The organism is Pseudoalteromonas prydzensis (assembly GCF_001661495.1).
GTDB lineage: Bacteria > Pseudomonadota > Gammaproteobacteria > Enterobacterales > Alteromonadaceae > Pseudoalteromonas > Pseudoalteromonas prydzensis.
This window is the reverse complement of sequence record NZ_BDDT01000020.1, coordinates 1-15,122: the sequence shown is the minus strand read 5'-3', so window position 1 is coordinate 15,122 and position 15,122 is coordinate 1. Positions and strand designations below refer to the sequence as shown.

The 15,122-nt window shown below is 39.0% G+C and carries 14 protein-coding genes and 1 riboswitch; of the genes, 12 read left to right on the top strand and 2 right to left on the bottom strand.

Annotation, left to right across the window (positions count from 1 at the left end; all coding sequences use genetic code 11):
- The 10 genes from A7968_RS21430 to A7968_RS21385 all read left to right on the top strand — a co-directional run bounded on the left by A7968_RS21430 (position 1) and on the right by A7968_RS21385 (position 10,927).
- Positions 1 to 1,038, top strand: coding sequence for a glycosyltransferase family 4 protein (locus tag A7968_RS21430; RefSeq protein ID WP_064668547.1), 1,038 nt, complete (start codon positions 1 to 3; stop codon positions 1,036 to 1,038).
- Positions 1,016 to 1,762 carry a heparin lyase I family protein gene (locus A7968_RS21425; protein WP_064668546.1) on the top strand — a complete coding sequence of 249 codons (747 nt, stop codon included), beginning with the start codon at positions 1,016 to 1,018 and terminating at the stop codon, positions 1,760 to 1,762. The genes A7968_RS21430 and A7968_RS21425 overlap by 23 nt, the downstream gene beginning before the upstream one ends.
- Positions 1,763 to 1,769: 7 nt before the next feature.
- A complete protein-coding gene (locus A7968_RS21420; protein WP_064668545.1) occupies positions 1,770 to 2,501 on the top strand; it encodes a WecB/TagA/CpsF family glycosyltransferase in 732 nt (243 codons plus the stop codon).
- A gap of 107 nt (positions 2,502 to 2,608) precedes the next feature.
- Positions 2,609 to 2,691, top strand: a riboswitch (cyclic di-GMP riboswitch).
- Positions 2,692 to 2,749: 58 nt separating this feature from the next.
- A complete protein-coding gene (locus tag A7968_RS21415) occupies positions 2,750 to 3,601 on the top strand; it encodes a polysaccharide lyase family 20 protein (protein WP_064668544.1) in 852 nt (283 codons plus the stop codon).
- Positions 3,602 to 4,138: 537 nt separating this feature from the next.
- On the top strand, positions 4,139 to 5,539 hold the full coding sequence (locus A7968_RS21410; RefSeq protein WP_064668543.1) for an undecaprenyl-phosphate glucose phosphotransferase: 1,401 nt from the start codon (positions 4,139 to 4,141) through the stop codon (positions 5,537 to 5,539).
- A gap of 1 nt (position 5,540) precedes the next feature.
- Positions 5,541 to 6,734, top strand: a complete 1,194-nt coding sequence (locus A7968_RS21405) for an outer membrane beta-barrel protein (protein WP_167542984.1) — start codon at positions 5,541 to 5,543, stop codon at positions 6,732 to 6,734.
- Between the two features lie 2 nt (positions 6,735 to 6,736).
- On the top strand, positions 6,737 to 7,261 hold the full coding sequence (locus tag A7968_RS21400) for a polysaccharide biosynthesis/export family protein (RefSeq protein WP_064668541.1): 525 nt from the start codon (positions 6,737 to 6,739) through the stop codon (positions 7,259 to 7,261).
- Between the two features lie 21 nt (positions 7,262 to 7,282).
- Complete coding sequence (locus tag A7968_RS21395; protein ID WP_064668582.1) at positions 7,283 to 9,499, top strand: GumC family protein; 2,217 nt, start codon at positions 7,283 to 7,285, stop codon at positions 9,497 to 9,499.
- Positions 9,496 to 10,233: a tyrosine-protein phosphatase gene (locus A7968_RS21390; RefSeq protein WP_064668540.1), complete on the top strand. Its 738-nt coding sequence runs from the start codon at positions 9,496 to 9,498 to the stop codon at positions 10,231 to 10,233. The genes A7968_RS21395 and A7968_RS21390 overlap by 4 nt, the downstream gene beginning before the upstream one ends.
- A complete protein-coding gene (locus A7968_RS21385) occupies positions 10,223 to 10,927 on the top strand; it encodes a VpsP family polysaccharide biosynthesis protein (RefSeq protein ID WP_064668539.1) in 705 nt (234 codons plus the stop codon). Before A7968_RS21390 ends, A7968_RS21385 begins: the two co-directional genes overlap by 11 nt.
- A gap of 22 nt (positions 10,928 to 10,949) precedes the next feature.
- Here the strand turns inward: A7968_RS21385 and trmA are convergent, their stop codons facing one another.
- Positions 10,950 to 12,047 (bottom strand): tRNA (uridine(54)-C5)-methyltransferase TrmA, encoded by a 1,098-nt coding sequence (gene trmA / locus A7968_RS21380; protein WP_064668538.1) that lies wholly within the window; start codon positions 12,045 to 12,047, stop codon positions 10,950 to 10,952.
- A 165-nt stretch (positions 12,048 to 12,212) separates the two neighbouring features.
- Here trmA and A7968_RS21375 point away from each other — a divergent pair, with 165 nt between their 5' ends.
- Positions 12,213 to 13,334 carry a DUF5610 domain-containing protein gene (locus A7968_RS21375; protein ID WP_064668537.1) on the top strand — a complete coding sequence of 374 codons (1,122 nt, stop codon included), beginning with the start codon at positions 12,213 to 12,215 and terminating at the stop codon, positions 13,332 to 13,334.
- Positions 13,335 to 13,397: 63 nt separating this feature from the next.
- On the top strand, positions 13,398 to 14,189 hold the full coding sequence (gene murI / locus A7968_RS21370; RefSeq protein ID WP_064668536.1) for a glutamate racemase: 792 nt from the start codon (positions 13,398 to 13,400) through the stop codon (positions 14,187 to 14,189).
- Here murI and A7968_RS21365 read toward each other — a convergent pair.
- The gene (locus tag A7968_RS21365) at positions 14,152 to 14,631 is read right to left on the bottom strand and encodes an RNA recognition motif domain-containing protein (protein WP_064668535.1); all 480 of its coding nucleotides are present in this window, start codon (positions 14,629 to 14,631) and stop codon (positions 14,152 to 14,154) included. The genes murI and A7968_RS21365 overlap by 38 nt on opposite strands.
- Between the last annotated feature and the right edge of the window lie 491 nt (positions 14,632 to 15,122).

Below are 15,122 nucleotides of genomic sequence, written 5' to 3'. Positions count from 1 at the left end.
ATGAAAACTCACATTGTAACCATTGCAACAAGCGCGCCCGGCGGTATTGATTCTGTGATCAATGGCTATGTAGAAAATGGCTTATTCGAAAATAAAACACATACTCGGATCACCAGTCATTTAGGCTTAAATAAATGGCAAGATTTGTACTTGTTTATTGCAGCCTTTTTTAAATTTAGCTGGCTGGCATTAACGCGTCGCAATTTAATTGTCCATTGTCATATGTCTTATAAAGGGAGCTTTTGGCGTAAGTTGGTGTTTACTGTCATTGCAAAGTTGTTTCATCATTACAGTATTATCCATTTACATGGCTCAGAGTTTAGGGTTTATTTTGGCTCTCGTTCCAAATTAACTAAAAAGCTCATTCTATGGCTAATCAAACATGCAGATGAGTTTGTGGTTTTATCTCAAGGGTGGAGTGACTACATCGAAAGTATTTCTGGGCGTAAAGCGCGAGTTATTAATAACTATGTTGATGTTTGCCAATTGGACCTGCCTAGGCAAAGCAATCAAATATTATTTCTTGGTGCATTTATTAATCGTAAAGGTATCTATGAACTACTACAGGCATGCTCCGAACTGGAGGTTGATTTTCATTTACACCTATGTGGAAGTGGGGAAAATAAAAAGGTCGCAGATTTAGTATCAACACTTAAATTAGAAGATAAAATCACTTTTCATGGTTGGGTTAATACCGAGCAAAAGAAAGCTTTGCTGAGCACTTGCAGTGTGATGATTCTACCGACTTATAATGAAGGTTTACCAATGACCATAATAGAGTCAATGGCCTGCGGTATACCAATTATTACCACTCCTGTTGGCGCTATTCCTGAAGTGATCATTGAACAGCAAACAGGTTATTTAGTTGAGCCAGGAGATGTTACCCAAATTCGTGAAAAACTAGCCTACGTTTTGGCTAAGCCAACAGAGCTAAACACTGTGATAAAAACTGCCAATGAAGTGTATCAGGCGCGGTTTACATCTAAAGTTATTCTTCCTTTGTGGGAGTCAGTTTATGCAACTGCAAAAAGTAATTAGGTGGTTCGTAATAACAGCTTTAATAACTCTTAGCTTTACCTGTTACGCGCAATCAAGCCAAGTAGATAATAAGGCATTTACTGCACAATTAGCAAAATCGCTGAGTGCTGAGCATTTATATAAGTATATGTTTTTAGAAGCCGTAGCTAATGAAACTGTTACGTATACTGAAAATAATATCACCTTTAGCATTGCCCCTAACCAAGCTCGGCTACATTCTGGTATTCGCTCAGAATTGTCTATTGATTACCCTTATGAGCTGGGGCAGACAGTAAGTTATCGCTTTGATCTGAAAGTTGCAGATGACTTTAAAAGTGATAAACAAAACCGTTGGAGTTTGTTTGCACAATGGCACGATCAGCCTAACCCCAAAAGAGGTGAAACATGGCAGAATTTTCCTGGTAATAGTCCTATGGTGTCATTATTTACAGAGTCTCGTCAGGGAGTGTTTGGCATTGGTATTGATTATGGACGGGTATATAGAGAATGGATCCCCTTATCAAAGGGGCAATGGCATAGTTTTCAATTGACATTTTTATGGTCAAACAAACAGGATGGCAAATTAACGGTTGTGCTCAATGATGAAACACGGTTTTTATTTACGGGTGCAAATATGCTTAATGATTTTCAGCATTATTTAAAAATAGGCTTATATCGCCATTCAAAAATCCCCACTCGTAACCAAATATCGTTTAAAGCACTCGATATCCAAACAATTAAATAGGGAAATTATGAAACGTATTGAATTTTTAGGCTCGCCAATGGATGTCGCAACCATGGAAGAAACGGTCTCTTACATTGAGCAAAGAGTGTCAGCTGGCGGGTTTTTACAGCATGTTGTAGTTAATGTTGCCAAGCTTGTTAATATGCAAAAAGATCCACAATTAGCTGAATCTGTAAAATCTTGTGATGTTATCAACATTGATGGTATGGGAGTTGTCTGGGGTGCAAGACTCTTGGGGCATCGAGTACCACAACGGGTTGCCGGCGTTGATTTATTTCATAATCTACTCGCTATGAGTGAGCGAAATAATTTTCCTATCTTTTTACTTGGCGCAACGGATGACGTTGTTAAAAAAACGGTAGCAAAATCGCATGAGCTCTACCCAAATTTGAATATCGCTGGCTTTAATGATGGTTACTTTTGGGATGACGAAGAAGCACTGGTTGATAAAATTGCGCAATCTGGCGCTAAATTGTTATTTGTCGCTATTACTTCTCCTAAGAAAGAGAACTTTATTAATAAATGGCAAGACAAATTAGGTGTTGATTTTGTGATGGGGGTTGGCGGCACATTCGACGTTGTAGCCGGCAAAGTAAACAGAGCGCCTTTATGGATGCAAAACTCGGGACTCGAATGGTTTTATCGGGTGTTGCAAGAGCCTAGACGTATGTGGAAAAGGTACCTAGTAACAAACTCAAAGTTTGCTTGGTTGCTATTAAAAGAAAAGCTCGGCTCCTGAATCTTTCTGATCAGCGATGCTTTGATAATAAATGCTTGCTTATTATTGGTTGTGGTTCTTTATTATTGTTTTACCTTGATGCATTGGTATTTTGTTATTAGCCTTAATGTTGGAAAGGGCAAACTTGGGGAAACCCAAGGGCGCAAAGTGATCCTCTAATACCTCAGGTTATGGCCGGGTGACTTACGATAGTTGAGCAATACTCAATTATGCTTTTCTTCTTATTGTTAGGTTAATAAGGGGGCTCTATGGATAAGCTATATGTTCAGGAAATTACAGTGTGCGCCGCGATTCTTATTCCTTTTCAGTTGACAGCGGCAAGTTTGAATAATGGCTATTTTACTGATCGACATGATGAAATTGTATGGTCACTAGATTGGGAAATTAATCCATATTATAAATATGAAAGGGCTCATTCAGCTAATTTGAAATTAGCTACTCAAGCAAGAGAGGGAGAATACGGCGCAAAAGTAACTATTAACAAGAGTGATGATGACGTAAATGGCTCCAAACGTGCTGAGCTGTTAGCACCTTTAGAAAGGGGTAAGGAAATTGAGCGGTGGTATGCTTTTTCAACACTGTTAAATAGCGACTATGTTTATAGCTCATCTCCTGAATCTTTCTTTCAAGTTCACACCTCTCCAGCGGATGGAAATTGGAACCGCTATGTAACTACTCCAATATCACTGCAAACAATTAATGGGCGCTATCGAATAACGATTGCAGGCAGTAATGAAGTACCAAGTCCTAACTTAGACCATGAGCAGGCGGTATTAGACATTGGTGATTACAGTGCTGATTTTGGTCAGTGGAGTGATTGGGTGCTGCACATTAAATACAGTGGGGATGCTGATGTTGGCTTTCTTAAATTATGGAAAGGTGACGACTTAGTCATAAACTACTCTGGTGCAGTTGGTTATGCCGTAGAGTCTCTGGATCATAAAACGTATGCTAAATTCGGCTTGTATCGTTGGAATTGGCAAGAAGATGATCCCGTTGAATCTCGGGTTATGTATTATGATCGTATTCGTGTCGGTAACAAGTTTGCAGACTTTGAGAAAATGAATGCAGATATTACGGATAACAATCCTGATTTTTGAAATAAAATAGTTTAACTAAGGCTCGGGGGCTGCTTTTCTGCCCCTAGCAATTTTACTATAACGCTCGTTTCTTTTTAGTTATTTTATCTAAACCTAAATTTATATTTAAATATAATAATCCACTTCATGATTGGTGAAGCCAATTTAAGTCATTTTCTTTATTTTTCCTCCTATTTAATCTATGAATTACATTAATTTTTATGCCTATGAAATTGGCTTTTTGGCTTTGATAAATTTAATTTTTTATTTAGTTAAATGTTTTACTAAAAATTATAACGTGTATTTTATTTGTATAGAGTTCAAAGGTAAAATTTACTTTTATAATAAATAGCTAGCGATTGGTTGTTTTGCTTTTTTAGTTTGTTTATAAACAAATGTTTATATATGTTTCTTGGTTTTTTTTCATGAATAAAATTGTTTGCTTAGCTTTAAACATAATAAATATTGATACTGTTTTACTAGTAATATAGTCTTGTTTATTGTGATTTTTTAAGTTTTTTGCGGTTGCAATAATTTAATTCTACAGGGACATGTAAAATGAATTCTTCAAGGACTTTTAAAGATTCAGGTTCGTCGAGTGCGAGTTTATATCGCCTACTCGATATTGCTTCTTTGTGCTTATCTTTGCAGTTAGCAATATTTATCTATGGCGTTGTATTTTCGCCTTATTACGTTATTTCTTTGTTAGTCGTTATTACAACTTACCTTTACAGTACAGAAGCTTTAGCTGCTTATCGCTCTTGGCGTGCGGGAAAGTTCAGACACATGGTGTTATGCGCTTGGGCTGCCTTGGCTCTTGCATTTATGGCATTGTTTGCAATTGCATTTTTATTCAAGTTCACAGAATCGTTGTCACGCGTAAGTTTATTGTTGTGGCTCGGATTTAGCTTCTTGATGTTATATAGCTGGCGGCTAGTTGTGATGTTGTATAAACGGCATAAACGTAAATTGGGTGTTGGTGCGAGAAAGGTCGCTATCGTTGGCGCTACAGAAAGCGGAGCATATTTATATCAAGAGATCATTAAACATGCCGAGTTAGGCTATGATTTTGTAGGTTTTTATGATGACCGTAGTCCTGACCGAGTGTTTACGCAATTACATAAAAGTGTAGCTGATGAGATTGATACCGCAGTCAACAAGGCGCGTCGCGGTGAAATTGAAGTGCTATTTATTGCTCTGCCAATGAAAGCAGAAAAACGGATTGCAGATATTTTGCTGCAATTAGGTGATACCACCGTCGATGTACATTTTATTCCTGATTTTTTGTTGTCTAACTTGATTCATGCCCGGATTGAGCATATTGGCGCTGTCGATACTTTGAGTGTGTTTGAGTCTCCATATCTAGGTGCTAAAGAATGGATAAAGCGTACCGAAGATATTGTGCTTAGTCTTGTGATCTTAGCTTTAATTTCCCCTGTATTACTCGCTATTTTTATTGGTGTAAAACTGACCTCTAAAGGTCCCGCAATCTTTATGCAGGATAGATATGGGCTTGCTGGGCAAAAAATAAAAGTCTGGAAATTTCGTTCTATGAAGGTGATGGAAAATAGCCAAGTTGTCACTCAAGCTAAAAAGCATGATAGCCGGATAACGCCTTTTGGTAGTTTTTTGCGTCGTACAAGTTTAGATGAACTACCGCAATTTTTTAATGTGTTGTGGGGGGATATGTCGATTGTTGGACCAAGACCGCATGCAGTTTCTCATAACGAGGAATACCGTAAAAAAGTTGAGTTTTATATGTTGCGTCATAAAGCTAAACCGGGGATCACTGGGTGGGCGCAAATTAATGGTTGGCGAGGTGAAACAGATACGCTAGAGAAAATGAGTAAGCGTGTTGAGCATGATCTGCAATATATAAAGCATTGGTCATTATGGTTTGATATAAAAATTATTTTTTTAACTATATTCAAAGGGTTTGTGAATAAAAATGCTTATTAAAATGGACTTGAACAGAGTGGTTCTGCTGTCATCTACGTTATTACTTAGTACAACTGCAAGTGCTAATTTTGAGCCTGGTAGTTACATCACTGATGGCGGTGTTGAGTTAAAACCATCGCTTAGTATCGGGCTTGGTTATGATGATAACCTCTATTATCAACCAGAGAACGAGCAAAATAGTGAATTCTTGAGAATCACCCCAAAGTTGCAAACTCTTTTAGACGATGGCGTAAACCAATACAGCTTAGATTTAGGTATTGATAGTGGCTACTACCGTCTGGACTCAGCTGATAACTTTTTTGATTATAACGTTAAGCTAGCATCCCATAATGAGTTTTCAAGTAAGCAACGCCTTGACCTTTCTGTTGCTCTTGATGGTAAAACCGAGCCTCGTGGTACCGGATTGAGTGAAGGTACAGGGGCTTTAATTTCCGAGCCCGTTGAATACATTGATTCTACCTTGTCAGGTACTTATGAATATGGGGCAAAAAGCTCTGCTGCGCGCGTTGCGTTTGGTGCTCGTTTTTATGATAAGCGTTATAAAAACTTTCGTGCGATTTCACAGTTCCGTGATTTAGAAAAGACCCGCTTCAGCGTCACCGGATTCTATAATACGCAGGCTGGAACTGACGTATTTCTCGAGTTGAGTTCGCAAGATATTGAGTATGATCATTTAAGGGGAGGCACAACAGATCGAGATTCATCAGATTACCGTGCCATGTTAGGTATGCAATGGCAAGCATCAGCTTTAACCTCAGGCAAGATAAAGCTTGGTTATCAAAAGAAAGATTTTGATTCGTCGTTACGAGAGAACTTTACGGGTCTAAGTTGGCTGGCTGGCGTTACGTGGAAGCCATTGAGTTACACGAAAATTGAGTTGGTAACATCCCAAGCAGCTGAAGATCCACTTGTTGAAGGCGATTATGTACAAGCCACGCTTTATGGCGTTAAGTGGACGCATGAATGGCAAGAGCTTCTGCGAACTAACCTGTCTTTTAACCACGTTCAAGATAAATACATTGGTGTGGCTCGTAATGAGCAAACCAATACTCTTCATGCTTCGCTCGATTATAAAAGTACGATGGGCGTATTTAGCCTTTATTATGAACTCAATGATAAAAACTCGTCTCGCCCTATTTACCAATACGATAAAGGGGTTGTCGGTATTTCGCTAACGTTAGGTTTACGGAGGTGATAATGCGCAGTCGTTATTTTTTTGTATTAATCCTGATGTTAATGAGTGAGCTTGTTATCGCTAGTGATGCTGAACGTTATGAGCTTGGAGTTGGAGATAAGGTTAGTATTCGCGTCTTTGGGCAACCGGATTTAGAGGTTGAAGCATTATTAGGTAATAGTGGTTTAGTGAACTACCCCTTTTTGGGTGAAGTTAAACTGGTTGGTTTAACGGTTAAGCAAGTGGAAAACTTGATCAGTGCAGGTTTAAAAAATGGCTATTTAGTCGCACCTAATGTTTATGCTCAGGTTGTTGAATATAGGCCATTTTATATACATGGTGAAGTAAAAAAACCCGGTGCATACCCCTACCAGCCTGGCATGACCGTCAGTCAAGCTGTGGCACTTGCTGGGGGAATGACCGAGCGAGCTTCTGAGAGTAAAATTTACTTGTCACAAGAAAAATCTAAAAGCCAGGAGGCTTTAGCTGGTTTAAATACCGATGTAAATGCTGGTGATACCATTAAAATTGATCAGCGTTTGTTTTAGGATTATAAGTATATGGAACATATGAGAAAAAGCAGTGAAGCGGCGCAGCCACAAGATCATGTTATTGATTTTGGCGCATATTTGCGTGTAATTAAGCAAAAAAAATGGTCTATTTTCGGTTTTGCCTTAATTGTTACTATTGCTGTTAGTATGCTTGCAATGACTTTGACCCCCAAATACGTTGCCACAGCAACGCTATTAATAGAGTCTTCACAAACTAAAGCAATCGGTATTGAAGAAGTTTATGGTCTAGACTCCTCACGAAAAGAGTATTACCTAACTCAATTTGAAGTACTTAAATCTAATAGCATTGCCCGTGAGGTTATTGAAAAACTGAATTTAGCTGAGCACCCTGATTTTAATTCTAAGCCATCATTAACTGCTGAATTTAAAACCTACCTGAAACAGTTATTACCATTTTTACCGCAAAAAGAGCCTGAGCAAAGTGATATAGATGCGCAGCAACAAAAGAAAATGCTGGGGTTAGTGGCGGCTTTTCAATCACGTTTGACAATTAATCCTATTCGTAAAACTCAACTTGTTCATATTTCATTTGAATCAAGTGATCCTGAGCTCGCAGCCTTAGTTGCAAACACTGTTGGTGAAGTGTATATCGACAGCAATATGCGAGCAAAAATGGGAATTACTAAAAAGGCATCTGATTGGTTAAATGTTAGGTTGTCGGAGTTACGTATTCAGCTTGATGATTCGGAAGCGCGTTTACAAGAATATCGTGAATCACAAGAGTTAATCGATATTGAAGGGGTTTCTGGTTTGATCAATCAAGAGCTTGAGCAAACTTCACAACAATTAGTTGTGGCCCGTAACGAGAAAAACAATCTAAATAGTATTAATCGAGTAATTGCCGAGTATGGAAAAGAGAACATTGAACGTTTAGGTAGTATGCCGGAAATTACCTCCCATCGTGTTATTCAAGATGTAAAACGAGAGATGGTACTTGCGCAGCGTAAGGTGAGTGAGCTTGGAGAAGTATACGGGCCTAAGCACCCCAAAATTATTTCAGCTAAAGCTGAGTTGGCAACAGTTACCAAAAATTTGCACGAGCAGATAATGGGACTGGTTGCAGGGATTGAAAAAGAATTGAATCGCTCGATTCGAACAGTTCAAGCGCTTGAGCAAGATGTTGCAGATGTAAGGGCGCGTTATCAAGATATTTCTCGAAAAGAAACAGACTATAACCAGCTGAAAAGAGAGGTTGATACTAACCGAACTATCTTTAATAGCTTTTTATCTCGCTCGAAAGAAACTGAAGTAACCAGTGACTTTAGCTCGGCCGCAGCACGCTTCACTGATCTTGCCTTTGCTCCACTTAACCCAAGTAAACCAAATAAAAAAGTAATTGTGCTGCTAACATTCATAGCAAGCCTAGGCTTTGCAATGGTAATGGCATTAATTTTCGACTCTTTAAACGACACTATTAAGAGTAAAGCCGATATAGAAAATCGCTTAATGCACCGTATGCTAGGATTACTGCCTTTGGTGCGCTTACCTAAAAAAGCAAATTTACCTATCCATGCCTACCTACAGGATGGTTATAAAAACTTTGCAGAGGCAGTGCGAACATTTCGTACTGGTTTGATATTGACACAAATGGAACGTAATCATCATGTGATAGCAGTTACATCGACAGTGCCAGGGGAGGGGAAAACGACCACCTCAGCGAATCTTGCAATGTCGCTTGGTCAGCTGGGCAAGGTATTATTGATTGATGCTGATTTAAGAAAACCAAGCATTTGCAGACGCTTTGATATACCAGCTTATCACCCCGGTTTATCCAATTTAATCATAGGTACTGAAAAGCTAGATGAGTGTATTTTTACAGATAAAACAGCAAACTTTATGATTATGCCCAGCGGACCTGTACCTAGTAATCCACTGGAACTGCTGGCATCAGAGCGGTTTACAAAATTAATTAACTCATTAAAAAGTCAGTTTGATTATATTGTTATTGATACGCCACCGACACAAGCTGTGAGTGATCCATTAGTGATTGCACAACTGGCAGATGCCGTTGTTTATGTTGTTAAATCAGACACTACACGGATCAAAGCAATTAAAGGTGGCTTAGACCGATTATTTGAAGTGAAAGCGAATATTGCCGGTGTAGTACTAAATCAAGTTGATGTGACTAAAGATCATGATGGTAGTTATCAAGGCTATTATGATTATTACGATTACGGGCACAATACTGTGTCGGATCCGAAAAAAGTGGCATGATAGATATTCACAGTCATATTCTTCCCGAAATTGATGATGGTGCTAAAGATATATCGGAGTCTTTAGCATTATTACGGTTGGCGCAACAAGACGGCATTACACATTTGGTTGCCACACCGCATATGCATTTTGGTCGTTTTGATAATAGTGCTGAGGTGATCAAAAAACAGTTTGATGTCTTTCGCACAATTGTTGCGAAGGCGAATATAAATATCAAGTTGGCAGTCGCTGCTGAAGTGCGACTCGACTTGGAAATTATGCCACTCGTTAAACAACAAAAACTACCATTTATAGGGCAGCTAAATGGCGTTAATTATGTGTTGTTAGAGTTACCGCACTCGCATATGCCAGTTGGTTTTGAAAATTTTATTCGCTGGCTCGCAAAACAAAATATAGTTCCTGTGATCCCACACCCAGAGCGCAATCGTGATATTCAAAAAAATGTTGCCTACTTAACGCAGTTAAAAAAATTAGGTTGCGAATTACAACTGACAGCAGCGAGCGTTATTGGTCATTTTGGTGAGCCTGCACAACAACTGAGTGAATATATTCTAGCGCATCGCTTAGCTGATTATGTAGCGTCTGATATGCATAGTGTTAAACGTCGGCCACCAATGCTAACGTTAGCTCATGAGCGCATTTGTCGTTTTAGTGACTTAGCATACGCCCATGAGCTTTTTTATAGTAATCCTAAGCGCTTAACGCAATCATTGTTTAATCAGTATGATAACTAAGCGTAGTACGGTTTACTTTTTACAATGCATCGCTTTAGGTTTGGCGGCTGTGATTATTGGCTATTGGAGTTTACAAAAGGCAACGGCTAATGCTTGGTACTTTTCCTCGTTATATAGTCTGCAAAACTGGCAACAGAACCCCGCGGTATTTAAAGAAAGTGATTACCAGTCAATGTTACTCTCTATCAGTCGTGCCGTAGAGCAAGATCCTACGCATCCACATTACTTACATATCAAAGCGAATATAATTACCCTAGGTATTAGTCAGGGTTGGTTATCTTCATCTGAGCTAGTAATAGCTAGAGATTTATTACTCCATTCTATTTATAATCGTAAAACTTGGCCTAAAAGTTGGATTGAACTGGCGCGGGTTCAAGCATATTTAACTGGTGTTGATGAGCAGGTAATTCACTATATTTCTCGTGCTGAGGAGGTTGGCCCTTATGATTTTGATGTCCATAAAACTGTAGTCGAAATCATGCTTCAGCACTGGCCAAGCTTGCAACCACAATATAAAGCGTATTTTTTTAAGCATCTGCTTTTAGCACTGCGTCATGGCTATAAATTTGTAGAGGTATTAAAAGTTGCGAAACAGTCCGAGCAATTACCCCTGCTTTGTCTAATTATTGATAAGGATAATCGGTTTGATGAAATTAAGCAGTCATGGATGAATAACAGCTATTGTGCCAAATAAGCAGCACAATAGCTCAGTTAAATTATTTGCGCTGTAAAAAGACCCCAGATTCTATGTGATGGGTGTAAGGGAATTGGTCAAAAATAGCGAAGCGCTTAACTTCATGAGTACGGGTTAAATGCTCTAAGTCTCGCTCGAGCGTATCAGGGTTACATGAAATATAAATAATGCTTTCATAGTTAGCGACTAAATCACAAGTGAGTGTATCCATGCCAGCCCGTGGCGGGTCAACTAAAATGGTTTGGCAGTCGTAGCTTGTTAAATCAATACCCTCTAAGCGTGAAAACGTGCGCTCGCCATTCATCGCTTGGGTGAATTCCTCACTCGACATGCGAATAATATCTAAGTTAGTCACCTTGTTTTTGGCAATATTGTACTGCGCAGAGTGCACTGATGACTTTGAGATCTCTGTAGCTAACACACGATTAAACGAGCCTGCCAATGCAATCGAAAAATTACCATTGCCACAATACAACTCAAGCAAATCATTTTTTAATGGCTTACATAAATCCTGAGCCCACTCTAGCATCTTAATATTTACTTTGGCATTAGGCTGGGTGAAGCTATTTTCTACTTGTTGATAAATAAGCTCTTGGCCATTAACGGTTAGACGTTCAGTAACAAAGTCATCACCCAACACTTCTTTTTGTTTGCGGGCACGGCCAATAAAATCAATTTTAAAGCGTTCACTCAGCGCCACTTTTAACGCTTTAATGGCTGTTAGCCATTCATCATCTAATGGTTTGTGGTAAAGCAAGCTTACAAGAATTTCACCACTGAGACTTGATAAATAATCTATTTGAAATAACTTGCGGCGTAATATCTCACAACCCTTTAAATTTTCGATCATCGCTTGCATAACTTCGCCAATCAGCGGTGCAGCTGGATCAAAGCTATCAACACGAATTTTTTCTTTGCTAGCTTGGTCAAACATAATGTGAAATAAATCATCCCCATCATGCCAGACTCTAAATTCAGCACGTTGACGGTAGTGAATAGGCTCAGAGCCAAATACTTCTAACTGCTCAACCCCAAAGCGTTGGAATTGCGCAATAATACGCTGCTCTTTTTCGCTTAATTGCGCATCGTATATTGATGTATCGATCTTAATAACTGCCATTATGCCCACTACCTTCTATCTTTAAGCTATTTATCGGCGCTATTGTAGGGGGCAGGGAGTATTTGTCTAGTTTTGCGTAATGAATACTGCTGTTTTTTTGTACATTTCGCTTCAGTTATTTATTTTTAGGCCGATACTAAAGAATGCAACTATAGGAGTCGGATCATGAAAATTGGTAACTTTGGCTTTGTTCCAAATAACAATGTCAATAAATACAGTAACAAAGCTGCATTACAGCAACCTACAATACAGTCTCCCCAAGATAGTTACCAGCAACGTGGTAGGGAGTTAGCCGCAAAAGTATTAGGTGATAAAATGGCACAAGCCCTAGGTTTACCTGTCGCTGAAGAAAAAAAGGACAAGCCGCTATTTGATTTTGACGCAATCGTCAAAAATGTACTGGAGTTTGTAACTGGTGCAGTAAAAAAAGCCCAAGCTAATGGTGCCGATGATGAAAAACTCAAAGGCATGTTAGGCGATGCTCGTAAAGGTGTGCAAATAGGTATCGAGGATGCTTATGAAGAACTCAAAGGCACAGGGGTTTTAAATGACGAAATAGAAGAAGGCATCGAAAAATCAAGAGCAGGTATTTTTAGTGGCCTTGATGAATTTGAAGAGAACTTATTTAACCCAAAACCCGAATCTGTGAGTGTGAGCCAAGCACAGTATTTAAGTTTAAGTAATAACGCAGAATATAACTTTACCACTGCAGAGGGTGATGAAGTGACGATTAGCTTTGCCGATGCCTTTAAACAGCAATCTGCTAGTAGCTATCAACGTAATGGCCAAAACGAAGGCTATGCCAGTGAGTCATCACAATCGCGCGAGTTATCATTTAGTATGTCGGTCAATGGTGATTTGAACGAGGATGAACAGCAGGCTATTAATGAACTGATGGAAGACTTACAGGGTGTGAGCCAAACCTTCTTCTCAGGGTCATTTGAACAGGCGTTTGAGCAAGCACAAGAGCTAAATCTTGGTAATGAACAGTTGGTGGCATTTTCAATGGACTTAAGGCAAACCAAAACCTTCGCCGCTATAAAAGGTTACGAAGAGAATAAACCTGCGCCAGAGAAAAAAGTTGCCGAACAGATTGCGCCATTTAATGATGACTTGAAGGAAGCATTCAATAAAGCGGGTGATCTAGGTTTGCAAAATGAGCTTGCCGGTATCTTACAATGGCTGAATCAAGATAAAGAAGAGATTGGCAAGTTGGTGGAATATACTAAATCGATGTTTGAGCAAATGAATAAGCTACGCTCAGCCGCGTTAGAAAGCGAAGCGTAAACTTTATTTCTGTTTAACTGCATGGCAAACTGCTTCGCTTAAAGTAAACACGAGGCGAGTAGTTTGTCTGCACATATTTTAGTTTTTGACTCAGGCCTTGGCGGCACCACTGTACTTGAGCATATTCAACGCGCGCTGCCCGATGCACAATTTAGTTATTTTATGGATAATGCCTACTTACCCTATGGTAAGCAAAGTCAACAAACCATCATTAACCGTCTTAGTGCTTTGCTTGAGTTTATCGCAGTTAATCAATTAGCGGTTGATATCATAGTGATCGCCTGTAATACCGCTTCAACAGCAGCTCTGTCAGCAGTTAGGAAATTAACCGATATTCCCATTGTTGGTGTTGTACCAGCAATAAAGCCTGCCACCTTAGTAACGCAAACAAAGCATATTGCATTACTCGCAACCCCAGCAACGATACAAAGTAGTTATACAAAGCAACTAATAAACGAATACGCAGCAGGTTTTACGGTGCACCTCTATGCAAGTGTTGAACTAGTCACTATTGCCGAGCAAGCATATCTAAACAAACAACTAGACCAAAATAGATTAACAGCAGAACTTAATGAACTCGCGATTCATCCAAACGTAGATGTAATGGTATTGGGATGCACACACTTTCCCATTCTAGCGGATGGTATAAATAGCTATTTTAACAAAACGGTAGTTTTGTTGGACTCAGGTGCTGCGATAGCAAACAGAGTAGTGACATTATTAGCCGGGCAAAAAGTCAGTTTTACAGGCAAAAAAAAGCCGCTGCACTATTATGCAACGGCTTCTATTTGTATCGATAAGCAACTGGTGGAGCTAGTTACGCTGATTGATCTGACTCAGAACGAAAAGAGTTAGATTCATCATCTTGTTTTTGTTTTGCTTCACGAACCTTCAACGTACGTTGTTGGAACTCGCTATCGTTTAGTTTAGCAATGGCGTTATCTGCATCTAGTTCTGCCATTTCAACAAAACCAAAGCCACGACGTTTGCCAGTATTTTTATCCTTTAATAAACGAACATTAAATACTTTGCCTTGTTCTTCAAATAAAGTGCGTACTACACCTTCATTTGCACGATAAGGAAGATTGCCAACATAAAGTGTTTTTGTTTTTACTTCGGCTTCTTCTACATCGCCAGATGACATTGCAGCAACAACCACACCACCAATTAATAAACCAGCAGCAAATAATAGTGCAGGACTTAATTGTAGGCTTGAAAGTGCAAAGTTAACTATAACGAAACCAATAACAGCAAGGATAACTGAAGAGATAAGAGATTTTTGATCGGGTAATTTCATTTTGATCTACCAATAAACAGGAAATAAACATTAATTTAACATTGTGAACTTGCTATCTTAACGCGATAAATGAACATAGCAATGTTATTTGTGTGAAATTATTTAATTTACAGCAAAAAAAGTGAGTAAAAAGGGTGTTTAATGTGTTTTTTAGGTGGTTTTGCATGCTTTTTGAGCGAACGATTAAAAGATCGAAAAAAAGTGTTGATCTGTTTTTGGAACTCCCTATAATGCGACCCCACTGAGACGGCAGAGCGCAACGCATAGCGGGGCACGAGCTACTTAGTAAGTCGAGTAAAACTTGAGTTTAGATTTTTTAGAAAGTTTAAAATTAAGTGTTGACAAAAAAATAGGAAAGCGTAACATGCGCAGCCCTAGCGACGTAAAGCAAAGCGCTTTAATCGCAACGTTCTTTAACAATATAAAGCAATCATCTGTGTGGGCACTCGTACAGATTGAGTTCTAACAGCAGATTCTAGTTCGCTAGATGA

Excerpts from the sequence above, each read along its gene's own strand:
- A7968_RS21400 (WP_064668541.1), top strand. The coding sequence starts at position 6,737 with ATGCGCAGTCGTTATTTTTTTGTATTAATCCTGATGTTAATGAGTGAG.
- A7968_RS21410 (WP_064668543.1), top strand. The coding sequence starts at position 4,139 with ATGAATTCTTCAAGGACTTTTAAAGATTCAGGTTCGTCGAGTGCGAGT.
- A7968_RS21385 (WP_064668539.1), top strand. The coding sequence starts at position 10,223 with ATGATAACTAAGCGTAGTACGGTTTACTTTTTACAATGCATCGCTTTA.
- A7968_RS21420 (WP_064668545.1), top strand. The coding sequence starts at position 1,770 with ATGAAACGTATTGAATTTTTAGGCTCGCCAATGGATGTCGCAACCATG.
- A7968_RS21430 (WP_064668547.1), top strand. The coding sequence starts at position 1 with ATGAAAACTCACATTGTAACCATTGCAACAAGCGCGCCCGGCGGTATT.
- A7968_RS21415 (WP_064668544.1), top strand. The coding sequence starts at position 2,750 with ATGGATAAGCTATATGTTCAGGAAATTACAGTGTGCGCCGCGATTCTT.
- A7968_RS21405 (WP_167542984.1), top strand. The coding sequence starts at position 5,541 with ATGGACTTGAACAGAGTGGTTCTGCTGTCATCTACGTTATTACTTAGT.
- A7968_RS21375 (WP_064668537.1), top strand. The coding sequence starts at position 12,213 with ATGAAAATTGGTAACTTTGGCTTTGTTCCAAATAACAATGTCAATAAA.
- A7968_RS21390 (WP_064668540.1), top strand. The coding sequence starts at position 9,496 with ATGATAGATATTCACAGTCATATTCTTCCCGAAATTGATGATGGTGCT.
- trmA (WP_064668538.1), bottom strand. The coding sequence starts at position 12,047 with ATGGCAGTTATTAAGATCGATACATCAATATACGATGCGCAATTAAGC.
- A7968_RS21425 (WP_064668546.1), top strand. The coding sequence starts at position 1,016 with ATGCAACTGCAAAAAGTAATTAGGTGGTTCGTAATAACAGCTTTAATA.
- A7968_RS21365 (WP_064668535.1), bottom strand. The coding sequence starts at position 14,631 with ATGAAATTACCCGATCAAAAATCTCTTATCTCTTCAGTTATCCTTGCT.
- A7968_RS21395 (WP_064668582.1), top strand. The coding sequence starts at position 7,283 with ATGAGAAAAAGCAGTGAAGCGGCGCAGCCACAAGATCATGTTATTGAT.